This is a genomic window from Gilliamella sp. B2824 (assembly GCF_026536245.1).
In the GTDB taxonomy this organism is placed as follows: domain Bacteria; phylum Pseudomonadota; class Gammaproteobacteria; order Enterobacterales; family Orbaceae; genus Gilliamella.
This window is the reverse complement of sequence record NZ_JAFNON010000001.1, coordinates 88,078-108,543: the sequence shown is the minus strand read 5'-3', so window position 1 is coordinate 108,543 and position 20,466 is coordinate 88,078. Positions and strand designations below refer to the sequence as shown.

13 protein-coding genes are annotated in these 20,466 nt (G+C 35.6%); 5 read left to right on the top strand and 8 right to left on the bottom strand.

Annotation, left to right across the window (positions count from 1 at the left end; translation table 11 throughout):
• Positions 1–2 precede the first annotated feature (2 nt).
• From J3U56_RS00445 to uxaC, 7 genes are all read right to left on the bottom strand, one after another.
• Complete coding sequence (locus J3U56_RS00445; RefSeq protein ID WP_267333754.1) at positions 3–1,121, bottom strand: glycoside hydrolase family 172 protein; 1,119 nt, start codon at positions 1,119–1,121, stop codon at positions 3–5.
• Positions 1,122–1,196: 75 nt separating this feature from the next.
• Positions 1,197–2,432, bottom strand: coding sequence for an oligosaccharide MFS transporter (locus J3U56_RS00440; protein WP_267333755.1), 1,236 nt, complete (start codon positions 2,430–2,432; stop codon positions 1,197–1,199).
• Between the two features lie 780 nt (positions 2,433–3,212).
• Complete coding sequence (locus tag J3U56_RS00435) at positions 3,213–4,535, bottom strand: glycoside hydrolase family 28 protein (protein ID WP_267343659.1); 1,323 nt, start codon at positions 4,533–4,535, stop codon at positions 3,213–3,215.
• Positions 4,536–4,657: 122 nt separating this feature from the next.
• The gene (locus tag J3U56_RS00430; protein WP_267366318.1) at positions 4,658–6,172 is read right to left on the bottom strand and encodes an MFS transporter; all 1,515 of its coding nucleotides are present in this window, start codon (positions 6,170–6,172) and stop codon (positions 4,658–4,660) included.
• 96 nt (positions 6,173–6,268) lie between these two features.
• Positions 6,269–7,765: an altronate dehydratase family protein gene (locus J3U56_RS00425; protein WP_267343724.1), complete on the bottom strand. Its 1,497-nt coding sequence runs from the start codon at positions 7,763–7,765 to the stop codon at positions 6,269–6,271.
• Between the two features lie 16 nt (positions 7,766–7,781).
• Complete coding sequence (locus J3U56_RS00420; protein ID WP_267366316.1) at positions 7,782–9,245, bottom strand: tagaturonate reductase; 1,464 nt, start codon at positions 9,243–9,245, stop codon at positions 7,782–7,784.
• A 48-nt stretch (positions 9,246–9,293) separates the two neighbouring features.
• The gene (gene uxaC / locus J3U56_RS00415; protein ID WP_267366314.1) at positions 9,294–10,706 is read right to left on the bottom strand and encodes a glucuronate isomerase; all 1,413 of its coding nucleotides are present in this window, start codon (positions 10,704–10,706) and stop codon (positions 9,294–9,296) included.
• 668 nt (positions 10,707–11,374) lie between these two features.
• On the opposite strand from uxaC, the gene exuR reads away from it, so the two are divergent.
• Complete coding sequence (exuR, locus tag J3U56_RS00410) at positions 11,375–12,154, top strand: transcriptional regulator ExuR (protein ID WP_267333760.1); 780 nt, start codon at positions 11,375–11,377, stop codon at positions 12,152–12,154.
• 118 nt (positions 12,155–12,272) lie between these two features.
• Here the strand turns inward: exuR and lolA are convergent, their stop codons facing one another.
• Positions 12,273–12,866: an outer membrane lipoprotein chaperone LolA gene (lolA, locus tag J3U56_RS00405; RefSeq protein ID WP_065633124.1), complete on the bottom strand. Its 594-nt coding sequence runs from the start codon at positions 12,864–12,866 to the stop codon at positions 12,273–12,275.
• Positions 12,867–13,039: 173 nt separating this feature from the next.
• Here lolA and J3U56_RS00400 point away from each other — a divergent pair, with 173 nt between their 5' ends.
• From J3U56_RS00400 to nrdA, 4 genes are all read left to right on the top strand, one after another.
• A complete protein-coding gene (locus tag J3U56_RS00400; protein WP_267333761.1) occupies positions 13,040–14,380 on the top strand; it encodes a replication-associated recombination protein A in 1,341 nt (446 codons plus the stop codon).
• Positions 14,381–14,592: 212 nt separating this feature from the next.
• On the top strand, positions 14,593–15,987 hold the full coding sequence (locus tag J3U56_RS00395) for a hypothetical protein (protein WP_267366312.1): 1,395 nt from the start codon (positions 14,593–14,595) through the stop codon (positions 15,985–15,987).
• Positions 15,988–16,343: 356 nt separating this feature from the next.
• Positions 16,344–17,765, top strand: a complete 1,422-nt coding sequence (locus tag J3U56_RS00390) for a hypothetical protein (protein ID WP_267366310.1) — start codon at positions 16,344–16,346, stop codon at positions 17,763–17,765.
• Between the two features lie 290 nt (positions 17,766–18,055).
• Positions 18,056–20,341 carry a class 1a ribonucleoside-diphosphate reductase subunit alpha gene (nrdA, locus tag J3U56_RS00385; protein ID WP_267343665.1) on the top strand — a complete coding sequence of 762 codons (2,286 nt, stop codon included), beginning with the start codon at positions 18,056–18,058 and terminating at the stop codon, positions 20,339–20,341.
• Positions 20,342–20,466 lie beyond the last annotated feature (125 nt).

Below are 20,466 nucleotides of genomic sequence, written 5' to 3'. Positions count from 1 at the left end.
TTTTAGCGCGGAGTTCGCTGTTGTTTATTAGGGAACGCAGGATTGTGATTTGCCGATGGATTTTGATACCAATAAGCCACACTTGCGATATCATCACAACGTTCATACAATCTTATATCATCGTTACCAATCTGTTGAAAGGCTAACTTGATATTTTTGTGAAATGCCACCGGATCTGGTAAATGCCAACGATATAAACCATGCATCGGCAAACCATCATCGCCAAAGCCATGTACAGGGTTTGCATCGCCTGTCTGGAAAAAATCACGTGTTGCATCACGATTGGTTTGATAAGGGTAACCCATAAACAGTGTTTGAAAACACTTCGCTTTTGGGCGTCCTTGGCTGTCGCGATTATGAAATGCCCAAGCGCCACCAAAATAGTCTTCAGAACCCGTTGAATGTTGTGTTGGATAGTCGCTATCATCATCAAGATAGAATTTAAACTCCCCTTCCCCCCACCAATAACGCTCTAGCGCCGTTAAGGCTAAGTAAGTCCCTACATAATAACCCTGTCCTTGCACATTATCCAAAATGACATAATCTTGGGCGTATTGAGTAATGCGTTGTCGGCGCCATTGCGCATGAAAATAAAGCGGCGCTTCAAATGGTTTTGGCATTAACGCATAGTTCACAGTAAAAAAGAAATGTTGCAAATCAGCCTCATGCTCATTTTCAATTTCAATGCGGGCTTTTTTATTAAATGGCATTCTAAAATAACAATTAAAGCCACCTGTTGGATTAACGACAATTGGCATTGAGTTGATGTCACATCTTGCACCAAAACCATTACAGAAAAAGTCACCAATTGGGCTTTCAACTGATGGTACGGCTTCATCATCCCAATAAATGCGTATCACCACATCGCGGAGTACAAAGCTTCCGCGATGTGTTCTATCAGTTAAAGTAAACCACATATGACGAATTTCAGCAGGACCCGTTATTTCGGCTATGGTCACCTTTTTACCAGCAGGGATTGAGATACAGCCTTGCCCTTTTCGACTCGGTCCTAAAGCACTGGCCTTCATACATGATTTGCCTTTTTCACCTGTCATATTTTCGGGCGAAATGGTTCTGGTTTGTTCAAAGTGAAACTGCGTAACTGAATTGAATATATTCATTTTGAATCCTTAATATGTTTTATTAAATGTAATTTGTTTAGCCGAATTAAAAACGTGTTATGAATCTTAACTAGCTTACTTTTCTGATGATTTGAGCTTTTTGTCACGGCTTAAGAAAAGCATGGCAAAAATCATAAAACCTAACACGACTAGCCCTAAATTATTAAAGGTGGTTGCAGCGCCAGCAGTATCATAAACTTGCCCAACATAGGTAGAAAACAATATCACCCCAACCGAGCCTGCGACCTGATAACCAATTAAAAATACCGTTGCCGACAAGCGCGCATTAAAGTTGTTATCAATATATTTAAATACTGACACTAAAATGGTTGAAATTTCTAAACAGTGCATCAGTTTAATCACTGAAATAATGGCAATGCTCTCGACATGACCGGTTAAAAAGATTCGAGATGCTGAAATAAAAGCGGCAAAAATAAGGGCATTTTTCGCACCAACACGGTTAACCACAAATGGCACACAAAACATCACGGCTGCTTCTAAAAATACTTGGAATGAATTTAATATGCCGTATAACCGATAACCATCATTCACATCAGTAAATTGCTGGGTAAAGTAAACCGGAAACAACTGTTGATCGTAAATATTATAAAGGCTATAAGTACCAAGCACATAAATCACAAATATCCAAAACTTTTTAAGCGCAAACACTGAAATAATCTCATTAAAACTTAACTTATCTTTCTTTTGAAAGACTGCTGCCGATGATTTACTTAAATCCGGTTTAAAATTCAGATTTAATATCATAAAGCAAACACCCACTACTGATGCCGCCCAAAAATTAAGATGAGGATTAATACTAATTAAGATGCCAGCAATAAATGTTCCTACAGCGTAAGCAATACAACCCCAAGTACGGCATTGTCCAAATTCAAAATCAAAAGCACGGCTGATTTTTTCACAATAGGAATCAATCAACCCCATACCAGCAACCCAACCAAAACCTAAAAAGAAGCTACCAAAAACGACACCAATATAAAAACTATGCCGTAATAGCGGTTCATAGACATAAATTAACGCGGGCGCAGCGCAAGTAATAATGATGCTTTGAAACCAAATTAAATGCTTTTTTAATACTAATTTATCTTGATAAACACCATAAATAATCATAATAATTAACGAGATAAAGTAATTAAACGAATAAATAATTCCGGTTTGTTTAGCCGTTAAACCAATCTCCTTACTTAGCCATATTGCATAAAAAGAAAAAACAAAACTCCCTGCTGCATAGTACATAAAGCTATAACATGAAGCGAACCAATAAGTTGGCTTTTGATAGAAGGTATTTGTCATAATTTATCCTTTAAAAAGTGAACAACTGAAATTGAGTATGAATAGCTAAAAATTTAGCTTTAAAAGGTTTATTAGATAAATGTGATCAACATCAAAGTTATTTTGTTGCCACAAACAAAATGAAATAAATCAGAGATAAAAATTAAAAGGATGACAAATGAAACACTAAAAATATTATGCCAATGACAATCTAACGATATAGCCAGTAACGTGACATATTTTTAGTATATTGATTTCGTTGCGCATTTTGATAAAAGTTCGTCATTTGCAACGGATTGTTAAATAACCTAAAACTATTTTACAAAATAGGATTAAGCATGCTTTTTCGGGATGTGATAGTTGTAAGGGATTTAAAACAAAAATAACGCATTCTCAGCCTTTAAAGTTCGCTTTGATGGATATAAATAATAGTGACTAGGTCTATTTAATGGTAACACTAACAAGTGACAAGTGAAGTAGCCTTAAAAGTACAATATTTACCTTAAACCTAGCCATTGATTGTTTGCACAAAAAAAGATTAGTTTGAAGGTAAGACTGAGTAGCCAATAAACATCATCATTCTGCAATATTTATCAACATTATATGTTGTTTTTATTTAAGATTGATAATAAACAACAGCCTTTTAATAAAATTACCCAGATTTGTTTTTGTTCTATTGTTAGCAATAATATCTCTAAATAGTGATAAAACGTTTGATAAAATCGACAGATTCAAACCCGTAATAACATAAAAAATAATTAAAAATAACCGCATTCTCGCGGTTATTTTGATGAAAAACCATTAAGCATTAAGCGGCAATAATTTACCGTCTTGTTTAATAAATGATTGATTAACATGTACACCTGTACTGTTTTTGATACTGAGTGGCTCGCTAATGACATTATCAACAATAACATTGTTAAATAAAATGGTGTCGGCATTTTCAATAAAAAAGCCCTTACCCGCTTCGGGTTTGACATCTTTAAACATGTCAACTTCACCTGCTTGCGCATTAATTTGCATCGATACTCGAATATTATCAAACGAAATATTGGCTATTGGCGATTCAGGTATACCATATAAAAATCCAGCATAAGCACGTACATTTTTAGCAATAATATTAGAAAAACTAATATTATGACATGCAGGTGTTTGTTCATTAACTGGTAATGCTGCTTTATTCCAGACGATGGGATCATTACCTTTAGGGCCGCAATAGTAATAATAGTTCATCACAAATGCCGATAATACTTCGTCCATAATGATATTACTAAAGGTGATATCCGAAATAGTACCACCTCGACCACGACGGGTTTTAAACCTAACACCACGGTCGGTTTTTTGAAATACGCAGTTAGTAATGGTCACATTACGAATACACCCACTCATTTCACTCCCTAATACCACTGCACCATGCCCATGAATCATATTACAGTTAGTAATTAATATGTTTTCACAAGCGCTTTTATCAACCGTTTCTTCTGTACCTGCTTTAATTGCAATACAATCATCACCAACATCAATATAACAATTTGAAATTCTCACATTACGGCAAGATTCAGGATTGATACCATCCGTATTTGGTGAATCAGCTGGATTAAGAATCGAAATATTATCAACGACCACATTGTTTGACTCCATTGGGTGAACGGTCCAACTTGGTGATTGTGTTAAAAATAGTTTTTCAATCGTGATACGCTCGCAAAAATCAAATCCGATCAAATAAGGTCTAGGGTATTTAAGATTACTGCGATCGTTGCGAAAAGTATGCCACCATTTTTTGCCATTACCATCGATTTTTCCACCGCCGGTGATTGTTACGTTCTCAATATTATGACCATATATACATGGCATATATACATCTTGTTTTACCCCTTCCCAACGTGAATTGACCACGGGATAATCTTTAGCATCATCGGAAAACAATAACGTTGCACCTTGTTCAATCTCTAATGTTAGATTACTACAAAGTTTAATAGCTCCGGTAAAATAGGTGCCAACTGGAACAATTAAAGTTCCTCCACCTCGTTGTTCAATATGTTGTATCGACTTTGCAAAAGCTAAGGTATTTATTGTAGTACCATCACCAATTGCACCAAAATCTTTAACTGAAACAGTCGTCATTTTTTATCCTTTACGTGTTACTTTGTGAACTATCCACTAATCGTGTAGCGGACAGTTCACGATATATGGCTAAAATCAGGACTCGCATTACTGGCTAATCCTAGCCATTTATTCAATGAATGTTATTTTGCTTGGGTATTTTTTGATTTAAAACCAATGTTGTTATTGCCAAAGCAATTTTCATAAGCAATCCCTGATAATTCTTCAACAACTTTTTTAGTTTCTGGCGTAACATCAGCCATTTTTCCCCCTTCGCGAATACGAGCAACTTCATTAATAATGATTGAATGCGTTGCATGATCAAGCTTCATTCTCCAAGCGAAGAAAGCACCAATAAGTGCCATTCCAACAACACCATATAAAATAATGCCATTAATAGCATCAATTGCACTTTGTGGCTGAACATGAGATTTTGATTCAAAACCATATGCACTTAAAATAATACCAAGTACAAATACAATTGAAGCGCGAACTAATTTACCCGCCATAGTCATTGCACCAGCATAAACCCCTTCACGACGTCGATTAGTTACCACTTCATCAACATCAGCCAAAAATACGTAGACACTCCAGGGAATGTAATATACGCCCCCCGTACCTAGACCAAACCAAATGGTAATACCCACAACAATCCAAGTGATATTTGGCAAGTTAAGATAATAAATACCGACATAACCAATCATCGATGAAATTACAATGAGTAATGCAATAATAAACGGTTTTTTAAAGCCTTTTTTAGCACAATACATCATAAAAAAGGCTGTCGAAACTAGCTGGCAAATACTGCTTAACGAGTTCATTGAAGCGACAAATGAGCGAGGTTCACCTAAACTAAACACAATGAAATAGGTAAATACGGCGGTAAATAACCATTCAGCACCAAACCCAAATAGATACATGCCTAAATGCGTTCTAAACGTTTTAATATGAAATGTTGATAAGATGTCGATAATAAGCTTTTTAATAGCTTCAAAAAAGCTATGTACAGATTCATCTTTTACTTCTTCTTTAGGTTTTTCCCAACTATTACAATACAGTAAAATCAACGCGACGATCATAATCGCTGCGTAAGTGATCCCCGTTAATAAGAAAGGCGTTGCTGAATCTTTACTATAATAGTAAAAATAGATGCCAGGTATGGCAGCACCTAAAAAGTTAGCTACTTTACCAAACATTGCTTTTGAACCAGTCAAATAAGTACGCTGTGAAAAGTTAGATGTCATTTCAACTGGTAAGGTATTAAATGGGATCATAATGCTGGTATAGATGATTTCAAATAAGATGTAAGTTATTAAGTAATACCAAAACCCCATACCATCAATCCATAACATTGGATAGATGAGCATTAAAGGTATGCCAATTAAAATAAAGAATCGGCGGCGCCCAAAACGTTGTCCTATTTTTGTTTGGTAAAAGTTGTCAGTAATAAACCCCATTAATGGATTAAGAATGACATCCAAGTAAGTTGCAATAGAAAAAATTAATGCTGCTTGAACGACACTTAAGCCACAAAAAGTGGTATAAAAATAAAGCAGCCAAGCCCCACTAATTGCTAAAGCGCCACTGCCAATTAAATTACCACTTCCATACGAGAATCTTACTAACCATGTGATTTTTCTCTCTTTTTTATTCGTCATGAATGATACCTATATAATTTATAAAAAAAACGGGCCCCTAGCATTAAGTCCGCAAGGACTTAACGACATGATTTATTTTTGAATAAAAATTTAGTCTTAGAGGGTTACGCCACTTTTAAGGATGGCTAAATTTTTGAAATTATTTTTTTCATTACAAGTTTGTTGTCCATTAGCTACCTGCACTATGTAATCAATAAATTCTGTTAACACTGTTTTCATTGAAATGCCTTGAATTAATTTTCCGGCATTAAAATCAATCCAATTCACCTTCTTCTCTGCCAATTGTGTATTGGTTGCAATTTTGACGGTTGGCACAATGCCACCATAAGGCGTTCCTCGACCAGTGGTAAATAACACCATGTGACAACCAGCTGCGGATAAAGCCCCAGTGGCAACAGCATCGTTCCCTGGAGCACTGAGTAAATTCAAACCATGCTTAGTTAACATTTGTCCATACTTAAGCACATCAATCACTTTACTGCCCCCTGCTTTTTGGGTACAACCCAGTGATTTTTCTTCTAACGTGGTAATGCCACCGGCTTTATTCCCTGGCGAAGGGTTTTCGTAGATAGGTTGATTATTCGAAATAAAATATTGTTTAAAATCATTAATCATCTGAACTGTTTTATCGAAAGTCGATTCATCAATGCAATGCGACATTAAAATATTTTCAGCACCAAACATTTCTGGCACCTCAGTGAGCACACTAGTCCCACCATGTTCAATCACATAATCAGAAAAAAGACCTAACATTGGGTTTGCGGTAATACCTGAAAAACCATCCGATCCACCGCACTCTAACCCAAATTTTAATTCACTCAAACGACCGGCTTCACGCTTATCGTTTTTCATGACAGTGTAAAGTTCTCTTAAATGAACCAATGCGGCTTCGATTTCATCTTCTTCTTGCTGAGCAATAAGAAACCGTACTCGTGACTCATCATAGTCACCCAAATCGGCTTTGAACGCCGAAATCTGATTATTTTCACAACCTAATCCAATAACCAGTACAGCACCTGCATTAGGATGTTTGACTAAATCTTGTAAAATAATTTTAGTATTTTTATGGTCTTGCCCGAGTTGCGAACACCCATAAGGATGTTCAAGAACGGTAATCCCATCAATTTCTAATTGATTATTTAATTCTGCACAAAATTGTTTAACAATTTGCTGAGCAATACCATTAATACAAGTTACAGTTGGGATAATCCATAATTCATTACGAATACCAACCTCACCATTTTTACGACGATAAATATTGATTTCTTTATCTGGTATGGCATGTAAAGAGTCATTATTTGCTATCTGAGGATGATATTTATAATCATCAATATCACTTAAATTAGTTTTTAAATTGTGTGAATGAATATGCTCACCGGCTTTAATTGCACAAGTTGCATGGCCTATCGGCAAACCATATTTAATGATATTGTCACCTTGTGCTATATCTTGAAGGGCAAATTTATGCCCTTGTTTGACTGGTTGTTTTAAATCAATGGTATGACCATCAACAATAACATTTTCGTCATGTGCTTCTAAATCAGATAACGCCACCGCAACATTATCTTTATTATTTATTTTTATAAATTTAATCATTACATCGCTCATTTTATTTGCTACTCACAACGCATTTTTCAATTGCTTGACGCATACCATCCTGGGTAATGACCGTTAAATATTGCGTTATGGTTTGTGCTAATTGCGGAATAGTTAATAAATCGTGTTCCCAATGGGCTTTATCGCTTAATATCGTGTGTACAAGTTGATCTATAGTTTGTTTACCTTCGGCTACATTTGCCCAACCGTTGTGAAAACGCGCCAACCAAGTAGCATCATCTTGTAATGGATAGGTTTGGTTGTTTCTGACCCCACGATAAAAAGCCATAAGTGCGGCAAATGCGAAAACTAAATGGGTTGGTAAAACACCTTTGTCTTTTTGATAAGCGATTAATTGTGGAAGAATACGCGTTTTAAATTTAGTTATGCTATTTAAAGCTATCGACATTAATTGATGTTCAATAAATGGGTTTTTAAAACGGCTAATCACAGACTGGGCAAAATCCACTAATTCTTGATGTGGTAAATCTAAAACAGGGATAATTTCATCAAAAATAGTCTCTTTAATATAAGCTAAAATTTGCGGATCATTCATTGCTTCACCAACTGTATCAATCCCTGATAGATAAGCAACTGGCACTAAAGCTGTATGGGCACCATTTAAAATAGCGACTTTTCGCTCTTTATACGGCTTAATATCATCCACAATTTTGATATTCATATTGCATTTATCAAGGCATAATTTTTGAGCTAACCATTGCGGTCCTTGAATAACAAAAAGATAGAAATATTCAGCAGAATCGATAAAATTGTCTTTATAACCTAGTTCAGCTTCAAGCTCAGCAATTTGTGCTTTTGGGTAACCCGGTACAATTCTATCGACAAGTGTAGAACAGAATACATTGTCATTTTCGATCCATGCAATAAACTTGTCAGACAAGTTCCATTGTTTAGCATACTTTAATACAAGTTTTTTAAGCGCATCACCATTGTAATCAATCAGTTCACACGGAATAATAATTAAACCCCTCGCTTTACTGCCCGCAAAGTGAGTAAATCTTTCATATAAAAAAGCGGTTAATTTAGCTGGATAGCTAGCCGCAGGGCGATCGGTTAATTTATCCCCCTCAACGTAACTAATGCCGGCTTCTGTTGTATTCGAAAAAATAAATTGGATATTGGGATCTTTTGCTAATTCAAGATATTCATCGTATTGAGTATAGACATTTATCTCATTATTCACTGAGCGAATCATTCTAAACTCTTTTACTGCTTCGTTTTTTTCGTTTAAGCCACGAATCAATGTGGTGTATAAGCCATCTTGAATACTTAATGAGGGTGGAAAATCAGTATTTAGTGGACGAACAATGACTACGCCCGCATCAAGATCTGTTTTTTCATTTAAGATATCTAATTGCCAATCTAAAAAAGCACGTAAAAAATTACCTTCGCCAAATTGAACAACACGTGTCGTATATTTTGCACCCGGAAAATCATTTCTGTTTAATGTTTTCATTACTCTAACTCTTCTTTAATTAATCTAATTACAACGACTTAATGCTTTTTAGCTTAGTTCAATACCAAAATAGTTTTTCGCATTGTCAAAACTGATATTTTTAACCATTTGACCTAATAATTCGATGTCGCGTGGTGCTTCACCGTCTTCTACCCAACGCCCCACCATTCGGCATAAAATACGTCTAAAATATTCATGACGAGTATACGAAAGGAAGCTACGACTATCGGTTAACATACCCACAAAACGGCTTAATAAGCCGAGCTGAGCAAGTTGTGTCATTTGGCGAATCATGCCGTCTTTTTGATCATTGAACCACCAGCCTGAACCAAATTGCATTTTGCCGCGAACACCTTCACCTTGGAAATTACCTATCATGGTGCCTACAATTTCGTTATCAGACGGGTTTAAACAATAGAGTATTGTTTTAGGTAGTGCATTTTGCTTAGCTTGCGCATCTAATAATCGAGAAAGCGGTTGCGCTATAGGTGAATCATTAATAGAATCAAAACCGACATCCGGCCCCATTAACTTAAACATTTTTGAGTTGTTATTCCGTAACGCACCAATGTGGTACTGTTGCACCCATTCACGTTTGTTATACTCACTACCTAAAAAGATTATGACTGCAGTTTTGAATTGTGCTGTTTCTTTGGCACTTAACATTGCACCTGTTAATCGTTTAGCTAAGATGGCATCTAACTCTTTTTCACTCGCTTCTTCATAAACAACTACATCTAATGCATGATCCGAAACTTTGCATCCATGCGCAGCAAAATAATCCATACGTTTTGATAATGCTTGGCAAAGTTGTTGGAAATTAGTAATAGCCACATCAGCGACAGCAGATAATTTTTCGATATAAGCTACAAAAAACTCTGAATCAATATTAAATGCTTTATCTGGGCGCCAACTTGGTAGAACTTTAATATCAAATGAACTATCTTGGGCAATGGTTTTATGGTGGATTAAATCATCAATAGGATCATCGGTTGTCCCTACCATTTTGACATTCATTTTTTTCATAATGCTACGTGCAGAAAACGCTTTAGTTTCGAGCATTACATTGCATTTGTTCCAAATAGTTTCAGCCGTTGATGGCGACAATAAAATATTATCTATTCCAAATGGTCGGCGTAATTCTAAGTGAGTCCAATGATATAAAGGATTACCAATAGTATGGGGCACAGTTTCAGCCCATGCTTTGAATTTTTCGAAATCACTGACATCTGTTCCTGTACAGAATTTTTCAGCAACACCATTAGTACGCATAGCGCGCCATTTGTAATGATCACCTTTAAGCCAGATGTCATATAAGTTTTTAAACTGATAATCTTTTGCAATTTGTTCCGGTGGTAAATGGCAGTGATAGTCAAAAATGGGTTGATCAGCTGCATAGTCATGATAAAGCTGACGAGAAAACTCGGTATCTAGTAAAAAATTTTCAGTTAAAAAACTCATTTTATTCTCCCAATAATAATTAAGTATCTGATGACATAAAATCGTGTGTAATCAGATCAATTTATTCGTTATATTTGTTGATAATGCCTTTAAAATTTGTCTAAACTGCAACAGTGGCTAAAAAATAAAGTTAACTTAAAATAACTAATGGCTTAATAAAGCCAATGTTATTGGCTAGCTCACCAACAATTAAAGCAAAAATAGTACTAGCATGAAGCCAAACTGCTATATTGGTAAATCCGTTCACGGTTGGATAACGATTTAATAAGCCCAATACACAGCAACAACATAACAATAGTGTTGCGTTGTCATATCCATCACTGCTTTTAAAACAGGTATGCCAACAGCTATCAAATTACGTGTTAGATGACCAAGTATTATTCTTATCGTTATTAAAGTGATCACATATCAACGCAGATTGTTATTGTTTTATACTTTTCACCACGCCCAATATAATAATGCGCGGCATAATAACATGTCTGATAACTTAAAAAGTTGACATATATCACATAATTTAAACATAAAAATATCTGATAGGATTTTTATTTGTCTGCCAACATTGATGATTGGTGTTCTATGTGAAAAAAATGAAACAATCTTATTTAACTCCAAGCAATTAGATGTTATTTTAAGGCGATGATTAATTAAGGAGCTATATCAAAGTCATCATGGCCCAAGAACAAAACGAATATCAAAGGCTTTACCAAATTATCGCAACCGAATTAAAAAACCGCATAATTAAAGGTATTTACCCAGTAGGTAGCAAATTACCTTCGGAAAGATTAATTTGTGAAGAGCTAAAAGTGAGCCGTTCAGTAGTTAGAGAAGCCATTATAATGCTGGAAGTTGAAGGGTTTGTTGATGCTCGAAAAGGGTCAGGTATTCATGTTATAGCTAACAGTATGCAATCTAATATTATTGACTCTCCAGTTGGTTTGAATTTTGCAACAACTGGACCATTTGAATTACTGCAAGCGCGTCAACTTATTGAAAGCAATATTGCAGAATTTGCTGCCACACAGATCACCAAAGATGATATCGTCAATTTATTAGAAATTCAGCATAATGCTAAAAAAGAAGATCATTATCGTGATTCTAATTGGGATTTAAAATTCCATACCCAAATTGCCATGATAACGCGTAACACGGCACTGATAACCATTGTGCAAGAGGCATGGCAACAAAGAACTTTAAATCCTTTATGGAAAAAGCTTCACGAACATGTCAAACAACAGGACATTGAAAGTTGGTGGGAAGAGCACGATAAAATTCTAGAAGCGTTAATCAATCGCGATCCTAAAGCGGCTAAATTAGCTATGTGGCAACATTTAGAAAACACGAAAAAGATGCTATTTGACGCAGCAAGTGAGGATTTTGAAACTAAACGTGACCACTATTTATTTTCCGATAATCCTGTTGTGAGTATTAATGAAGAAGATTATGAATAATCTTCTTCATTAATGTTCAAAATAATTATCAATGTCAATTCAATCAAATACACATAGTAACAAGCGGGTGCCTTTCGCCAGCTTGTTATCTGTTATTATGTTTTATTACTCTAGATAATTATCGTTGGTCATCAATGGTGACACCAGCAGGTGGAGTAAACTGAAACTTTTCTAATGAAACTTTGCCAAGTGTTTGACGCGACAAATCATAAAAACTGCGCTGTCCATCTTCTTCAATAATCGTAAAACTAGAAATCATGCCTGTTGGTAACACCGAGATAACAAAGTCTTGATTGGTCCCATCTGTTGGTTTTAATGTAAATGAGTCTTGCTTTCGTGTGACATTATACGCATTCCAAATAGGATTATGGCTATCTGTAATAAGTAACATTAATCGGTTATCGACAGCCTTTTTTAAATCCATCACACTTACTTGCTGAACCGCTGGCGTATAGACCCACATATTTTTTCCATCTGAAATAATAGATGTTTCATCTGGTTCATTCATTGTCCAATTAAAGTAATAAGGTCTTGTTACCCACAAATCCCCTTTACCTTGTTGTACTACTTGATTATCAGCGGTTTTCACATCTTGAGAAAACCGCGCATAAAAGCCATCTATTTTGTCTAAACGTTGTTGCAGTACTTCTTTATCGCCTGCCCATGCCGATACACTAACCAACAACCCTATTAACACTAAAATCTTTTTCATGCCTAATCCTTTTATTTTTATTTGGCAATATTTAAATTAATTGTGAGATCAAAATTATTTTAAAATATTAACGTTTTTCAATTAGCTAAGAAAGATATTTTCTTTTATTTTTCACTTAACCAATAAGCAGTATATAATAGCTCCAATTTTATAAATTTGGATAAATATTTACTATGCCTAGCCTATCTTTTGAGTTTAGCACTGATGAATTTAAACCGTTAGCGGCTAGGATGCGCCCGCGGGATTTATCGGAGTATATCGGGCAATCTCAGTTACTTGGCGAAGATAAACCATTACCTAAAGCTATCAAAGCAGGCAATTTACACTCCATGATATTGTGGGGTCCACCAGGCACGGGAAAGACAACATTAGCCGAAATTATTGCTCATCATGCCAATGCCAAAGTTGAAAGAATATCTGCTGTAACGTCAGGTATTAAAGATATTCGAGAAGCGATTGAGCGCGCTAAAATTAATCAGCAAGCAGGGATTCGTACAATTTTATTTGTCGATGAAGTGCATCGTTTTAATAAAAGCCAGCAAGATGCTTTTTTACCTTATGTGGAAAATGGCACCGTCACTTTTATTGGTGCAACAACAGAAAATCCTTCATTTGAATTAAATTCCGCATTACTATCAAGAGCAAGAGTTTATTTGCTAAAATCCTTGACCAATAATGATATAGAGCTGATTTTACAACAAGCCATGGACGATCCGGAGCGTGGATATGGTAATCGAAATATTATTTTACCGGACGAAACTAAAAAACAGATTGCCGAATTTGTAGGTGGCGATGCTAGGCGCGCACTGAATACACTTGAATTATTAGTCGATATGTCTGATGGTCAGGCACTAACGCCAGAATTACTTAAAGAAGTGATAGGTGAAAGAAGTGCCAGATTCGATAATCAAGGTGATCGCTATTATGATCTTATTTCGGCCGTGCATAAATCGATTCGAGGCTCATCACCCGATGCAGCGCTTTATTGGTATGCAAGAATTATTACCGCCGGTGGCGATCCGCTTTATGTTGCTCGTCGATTATTAGCTATTGCCTCGGAAGATGTTGGTAATGCCGATCCAAGAGCCATGCAAGTGGCACTCGCCGCGTGGGATTGTTTTACGCGAGTTGGTCCGGCAGAAGGAGAACGCGCAATTGCACAAGCTATTGTTTACCTTGCTTGCGCACCAAAAAGTAATGCTGTTTATTCTGCATTTAACCAAGCGATGAAAGATGCAACATCAAAACCCGATTATGACGTTCCTGAACACCTACGCAATGCGCCAACGAATTTAATGAAAAAGTTAGGTTATGGTGCACAATATCGTTATGCGCATGACGAACCCAATGCCTTTGCTGCTGGCGAAAATTATTTTCCACCAGAAATGGCTAATAGCAAATACTATTATCCTACTGAACGTGGTGCTGAAAAAAATTATGCTGATAAACTTGCCTGGTTAGATGCACAAAATCAAGCTAGCCCAAATCAACGTTATAAAACTCAAAAAAAATAATCTTTTTAATCGAGTTTCGCTATTTTTAGTCAAACTATTCTTACCTTGCACCCTAAAATCCACCCCATAAAAAAGGTATTATTTATTAATTTCAATTTATTAATAGACAAATTTTATTGCTTTAGATATAATCCGCGCCGCTCGTTATTTTCGATTTACCAATATATTTTTACAGCAATAGATATAATAAAAGTAATATAAGGAATATAGCAGTGACCAGTTTAATGAATAAACAGCAGTTCAAAGTAATTTTCTTTTTCGTTCTTTTATTACCCTTTCCCCCACTAACCTATGCATTTTTAATCGCACAAACAGTTAAAACCATTCATGGCAGTCATCCATCTTTATCTTCAGACATCGAACAACATATCGATGATTTAGCACTATTTGGCTTAAACTTTGAGGGATTAGATTATTATGGCAATGAAGAAGTCGATAACATACCCCTGGTGCCAAGTTACCCATTTATCAATAAATTTAAAGTTGCAAATATTAAACAACCTGATAGCAACCAATATGTCGATCTAGATGGTGATCAGCTAGATTTTTTAAGCGCTGTTAATGATATTACAATGACTTGGTACTATACCAATGCGCAAAATAAATTAGTGCAATTCACACCCAAAACGACCGATACTTTTTGTTCATTAGCACAGAGTAAAATCGTGGGTCCCTATAAAGTTAAATTAGCGGCTGATTTGCTTCTATTTTCAAAATTTGGTGATCCCGATGCTAACGAATACCCCAACGAACTTATTTCTGCTCATCCTGCTAAAACTTATTCAATATTGAAAGAAGCAGGTGTGTGTTATGCAAAACCCGTATTATTACCTACAGCAGCAACCGCTAGTGCTGCCAATCAATGGGATAAAAAAAATGGATTTTTGACTCAGTCCGTTAGCGAATTTGACAAAAACTTTCCCACAACGGGTTTTTATGGCGCTCAATTTGATTTGTTACTTAATCAACAGGAACTTGCCAGCAATTATGATTGGAAAATTATCCAAGGTAGTGAGCTTGCAACTGTGAAGGTAAATCCAACTTCAAATAAGATTACCGTTGCATTTGATACTGATGAAGCTAAAGATACAGGTAAAGCTTGGCAATATGTTATCGGATCAGGTACGGGTTATAAAGTGCTTATTCAAGGTCACAATAAGACGACAAACTATAACCTTAACTATATGTTTACGTTAACTAAATGGTTTTCAGGCTATAATAAAGCCAATATTGGTATGCCGAAAGCGACAATAGATACCGCACCGAATATAGCCAAAGCATGTAAAACTTTAAATGGACATTATCGTATCAGCTACCCTGATGAAGTCAGTAATGCCACATCTAATGTCGTTGGTACTAGAGTCGTGTTTACTCGAGAAATTGGGACATTACTTGGTGAATGGGGCGATCCATCACAAACCGCTTACCCAAACTCTTGGGCCCCAGCGGCAACGCAATCAACGTTATACAAAAGAATTTGGTTATACGACCCGAATAAAAAAGCTTATTGTGACTTACATACCTACAACGCCATATATCACTGTTCCGCTGAAACAGATAGAAAAGCGGGGGTATGTACAGCTGTTGCTGAAAGTGATACAAATTGATATTCGTATCAAGACCCTCCTTTCTTTTTACCGCTAAACAAATAACTTTTTATATCAATACCCCCCAATAGCATATTTTTATGTCGTGGGGCTTTTTATTAATTACACTAAATTATTAATTATATAACTATTTTTTAACATATTTTTGAATAATAACGTGTCAATTTAAGGAATTAACGATCATTAAGATCTTATTGATCGACTAAACCTATTATTTGAATTATAATTATCCCGGCTGATTTATTGAACATGATAAAAATTTATTAGCATTATTAATAAAATTACAAAAATAACATCATAAATAACAATGAATTAATTTTAAGTAAAGATAATTAGTGATGGAAAGGGATATAAAAGTGAATCAATTAAATGTTAAAAAACTAGCAAAAATAATTTGTAAATTATTACTGTTATTACAATTTTCACCAATAGGTTATGCTTATTTAACGTCACAAACAGTGCAAATCATTCATGGTATGCGTCCATCTTTGTCTACCGAAATAGAAAATAATATCGATGATCTTGAGCTTTTCGGTTTAACTGTTGATGATCTCAATTACTACGGTAACGAAGTCGATACTATTCCCCTGCAAACAAGTTATCCATTTAAAGATAAATTTAAAATAGCCCCAATAAAACAACCTAACGAAAACCAATATTATGATAACGATGGGGATCAACTCGATTTTTTAAGTGCTAAAGATAAAATCACTATGACTTGGTATTATACCAATGCTAAAAATCAATTAGTTGAATTTATACCTACAGCAACAGATACTTTTTGTTCCTTATCACAAAAAGGAATGTACAGTCCTTATAAAGTAAAACTGACAGCAGACTTACTTCTTTTCTCAAAATTTGGTATACCCGATGATAATGAATATCCTAACGAGACCTTTATTACGCAACCATCGAAAATGTATACTGTTTTAGAAGATACTGGATTTTGTTACGCAAAACCAGAACTAACGCCATCTACAGCCGCTAATAGTGCTAAAAACCAATGGAATAAAAATTTTGGTTTTTTAATTCAATCAAATACAGATTTAGACAAAAACTTTCCAACTACGGGATTTTATGGCGCTAAGTTTGACTTACTTTTGGCCCAAAATGGGCTTGCTAATAACTATGATTGGTCGGTAAAACAAGGGAGTGAACTTGCAACGATTACCAATAATAGTGATACAGTTACGGTATATTTAAATACACCAATAGCTAGAGATTCAAAACAAGCTTGGCAATATGTCGAAGCTATGGATTCTGATGGGTTTACAATTATCATAGAAGGGAAAAATAAAAACACTCATAAATCTATCAGATATGGATTCAAAATAAAAAAATGGTATGAAGCTTGGAAACAAGCTCTAGATAGCAAAGGCAATATCATTGGCGTCAGAGACACTGCCGAAGCGGTAGCTGCCGAATGTAGAGATAAGCCAGGTAACTATCGCATAACTGAACCCAAAGAATTAAGTAATGCGCCTTATGGTAATAAGGCTGGTTCTTCTGACTATACGCGTGAAATTGGTTCTTTATTTGGTGAATGGGGCGACCCTAGTCAGGATAAATATCCGGGTTCATATGGACCGGCTAAAAATCAATCTAATATTTTTAGTCGCTGGTATGTATGGGATCCAGAAGCCATTGATGCTCAAACACATCAACCGGGTACATTTTGTGATATGCACACTTATAATGCTAAATATCATTGCCGTGCAAACGAGAATGAAGATAAAAATGGTGTATGTGTTTCTATACCTCCAGGTCAAGAATGGTAAAAGTATACTTACCCTTAAACTAGATCTACTTATCCATAGGTAGATCTTATCATTCCGATAATTGCATGTTTTTATGCTCTCACCTCCCTTTTTCGCTGATTTCATTTTTTTAACTGCCCCACCCTTTTGAACATAATCATAGTTGATTTTAACTAAAAAATTTTAATTATCGCTTAATAAATACACTACATATAGTAATAAAATGATTAATAGGTACTATATATTGTATATTTTGATAAATATCAATTATCATAACTCCCACTGAAATACGGGATAAACTGGATAAAAAAATGAATAAATCAATACTCGTAACAAAACGAAATGGTAAACAAGAACCCATAAATCTAGATAAAATTCACAAAGTCATCACTTGGGCAGCCGAAGGATTAGAAAATGTTTCAGTATCACAAGTTGAATTGCGCTCACATATTCAATTCTATGACGGCATTCGCACGTCCGATATTCACGAAACAATCATAAGGGCTGCTGCCGATCTTATTTCGCAAGAAACCCCTGACTATCAATATTTAGCCGCTCGTTTAGCCATTTTTCATTTACGTAAGAAAGCTTATAATCAGTTTACACCACCGCCACTTTATGAACATGTCAAAAAGTTAGTCGACACTAAACGCTACGACAAACACTTACTTGAAGATTATACGCAAGAAGAGTTCGAAGCAATGGATAAAATAATCGATCATTGGCGCGATATGAATTTTTCTTATGCAGCGGTAAAACAACTCGAAGGTAAATACTTAGTACAAAATCGTGTAACAGGTGAAATATATGAAAGCGCACAATTTTTATATATCTTAGTTGCCGCTTGTCTTTTTGCCAATTACCCTAAAGATACACGTCTAAATTACATCAAACGCTTTTATGATGCAGTGTCAACGTTCAAGATTTCACTGCCAACGCCAATTATGGCTGGTGTTCGTACTCCTACGCGACAATTTAGTTCTTGTGTTTTAATTGAATGTGATGACAGTTTAGATTCAATCAATGCAACGGCAAGTGCCATTGTTAAATATGTTTCTCAGCGAGCAGGTATTGGTGTCAATGCGGGCCGTATTCGTGCATTAGGTAGTTCAATTCGCGGTGGTGAAGCATTCCATACGGGTTGTATTCCATTTTATAAATATTTCCAAACAGCGGTTAAATCTTGTTCCCAAGGTGGCGTACGAGGCGGTGCAGCTACGGTATTTTATCCAATTTGGCATCTAGAAGTTGAAAGTTTACTTGTATTACGTAACAACCGAGGAGTTGAGGAAAACCGGGTTCGTCATTTAGATTATGGTGTACAAATTAATAAATTAATGTATCAACGCCTTATTAAAAATGAAAATATAACACTATTTAGCCCATCAGATGTGCCTGGGCTCTACGATGCTTTTTTTGCTGATCAAGATAAATTTGAGTCTCTTTATCAGCAATATGAACAAGATGTAAATATTCGCAAACGTATCGTGAAAGCTGTCGAGTTATTTTCACTTTTGATGCAAGAACGCGCATCTACTGGTCGTATTTATATCCAAAATGTCGATCATTGTAATACGCACAGCCCATTTAACCCTGAGCTTGCCCCCGTGCATCAATCCAATTTATGTATGGAAATCGCGTTACCAACCAAGCCTCTTTATAATATTAATGATGAACAGGGTGAAATTGCACTTTGTACTTTATCTGCATTTAATTTAGGTAAAATAGAATCACTCGATGACTTTGAAGAATTAGCAGATCTTACCGTTCGCGCGCTTGATTCTCTGCTTGATTATCAAGATTACCCTGTACCTGCCGCTCGAAATTCATCAATCAACCGTCGGACATTAGGTATTGGTGTCATCAATTATGCTTATTATTTAGCAAAACATGGCGTTAAATATTCCGACGGCAGCGCCAATAATTTAACTCATCGCACTTTCGAAGCCATGCAATACTATCTGCTTAAGGCATCTAATAATTTAGCCAAAGAAAAAGGTGCATGCCCATTATTTAATGAAACAACTTATTCTCAAGGGATTTTGCCAATCGATACCTATAAAAAAGATTTGGATAGCATTACGAAAGAACCCTTACATTATGACTGGGAATCCTTGCGAGAATCGATCAAAACTTATGGATTACGCAACTCCACATTATCAGCATTAATGCCCTCTGAAACGTCGTCACAAATTTCTAATGCCACCAATGGTATTGAACCTCCTCGCGGCTATATTAGTGTTAAAGCGTCAAAGGATGGCATTTTAAAGCAAGTGGTACCGGATTATAACGACTTAAAAAACTTTTACGAATTACTTTGGCAAATACCAAATAATACGGGTTATTTACACTTAGTTGGTATCATGCAGAAATTTATTGATCAGTCTATTTCAGCTAATACTAATTACGATCCGACTAAATTCCCTAATGATAAAGTTCCAATGAAACAGCTATTAGCAGATTTATTGACAGCCTATAAATTTGGGGTAAAAACACTTTATTATCATAATACACGTGATGGTGCCGAAGATATTCAAGGTGATATAGCGCTAACAGCAAGTGATGATGGTTGTGAAGGCGGAGCTTGCAAAATTTAAGCAACATTCGATGTTACGCAGTAATATCTAAAAAATAGTTTTAGAGAAACTTAAACCTTTCTCTAAAAATTCTTCCTCGTCTTTTGCAGTCGCGAAAGGTCGCGGTAAAAGCAACAAAAACCCGT